The 1,520-nt window shown below is 62.0% G+C and carries 2 protein-coding genes; one reads left to right on the top strand and one right to left on the bottom strand.

All coding sequences use genetic code 11. The annotated features are described in order from the left end of the window. On the bottom strand, positions 1 to 411 hold a 411-nt coding region (locus Q4C89_RS14590; RefSeq protein ID WP_303103350.1), incomplete at its 3' end, for a MarR family winged helix-turn-helix transcriptional regulator. A gap of 84 nt (positions 412 to 495) precedes the next feature. On the opposite strand from Q4C89_RS14590, the gene Q4C89_RS14595 reads away from it, so the two are divergent. After that, a partial coding sequence (locus Q4C89_RS14595; RefSeq protein ID WP_303103351.1) for a hypothetical protein occupies positions 496 to 1,520 on the top strand: 1,025 nt, incomplete at its 3' end.

Genomic DNA, 1,520 nt, shown 5'->3' on the forward strand with positions numbered 1-1,520 from the left:
ATCTAAATGCTCGCGTTCTTCCGCGCTGAGTTCCTGCTCCAAAAAGGCCACCAGCCACGCGGCGCGGCGTTCGCGGGTTTGCTGCAATGCCTCGCTGCCCACCCCTGTGAGGCTCAGTGCCAAGCGTCTGCCATCGCTGCTGCTGGGCTGTGCGTCTATCAGTTTCAGCCGCCGCAACTCGCTCACCGCAGCGTTCATAGACTGCGGCGTGACCATCTCGGCGCGGGCCAGTTCTGCGCCCGTCAGCCCAGGCTGGCGCTCCAAATGGCTCAAAATCGCCAGTTGCGACAGCGTCAGCGGCGAGTCGGCGTGGCCTTCCGAGCGGAGTTTGCGGGCCAGCGCCCAGGTCAGCGCCACCAGGCGGTCTGCCAGCAGGGGCAAAGGAGTGTCTTCGGGGGCAGGCTTTGACATCGCCTTACCCTAACACCGATTCACCAGATTGTCAGCCTAACTTATCAGATTGATTTATCAGTTTACCTGATATAGAGTTCGGGCATGTCTGCCGCTCCTGCGTCTACCTCACCTGTTCCCATGAAAGTCGTCATCTCGCACATGGTTCCCACCTTCCTGATGGGTCTGTTCATGACCTTCGCTTATCTGGCGGGGTTCCACCGTCCTGCGCCGCATGAGGTGCCGATTGCCGTGGTCGGGCCACAGGCGGTGACGGGGCCAGTCATGGAAAAATTGCAGGCGGGACTGGGCGATATGGTGAGCTTGCGAGCCCTGCCGGACAGCGCGGCGGCGCGGGAAGCCCTCAGACATCTGGAAATAGCGGGGGCGTTCATTCCTGGCAGAGAAGAGGGCAAAGTTCTGCTGGCCCCCGCCGCCTCCGATACCACGGCGATGGTCGTGCAGCGCATGTTTGAGGCGGTATCGCACAAGACGGGCCTGCCTATCTCTTACCGCAACGTGGTGCCGCTTTCGAGCAACGACCCCGTGGGTCAGAACGCCTTCTTTTTCCTGGTGGTCATCAGCGTGACCAGTTACGCGCTGTCTATCGCCATTGCAGCGGCGGGCGCGACCCGTTCCTGGCGTGAGCGGCTGCTGCTGGCGCTGGGGGCGGCGCTGGCGATCACCCTGATTGAAGGCGGGGTGGCGGCTGGGCTGTTCGGCATGTTCGCAGGCCACGTTCCCGCCGTGCTGGGGATTACTTTCCTGTACTCGCTGGCCGTTTTGCTGGTCGGTATCGGGCTGCATCCTCTGCTGGGGCGCTACAGCACCATGATTTACGCGACAGTGTTCGTGGGTCTGAACTTCACGTCCAGCGGGGGCGTCTTTGAGCCCTTCATGCAGCCGCGCTTCTTTGACGCTCTGAATCAGTTCTGGATTGGCGGAGGCTACATAGAAGCTTTGCGGCGCATCGTGTACTTTCCTCAAGTGAGCCTGTCGGGGCCAATGATGGTCGTGCTGGGCTGGCTGCTGTTCGGGGCGCTGTGCGTGGCGCTGGGCATCTGGTATGAGAAGCGCCACAAACCCCGGCCCCTGAGCGAAAGCCGCATGGAACTGGAAGAAGACGTGGC

Source organism: Deinococcus sp. (genome assembly GCF_030523985.1).
Taxonomy (GTDB): domain Bacteria; phylum Deinococcota; class Deinococci; order Deinococcales; family Deinococcaceae; genus Deinococcus.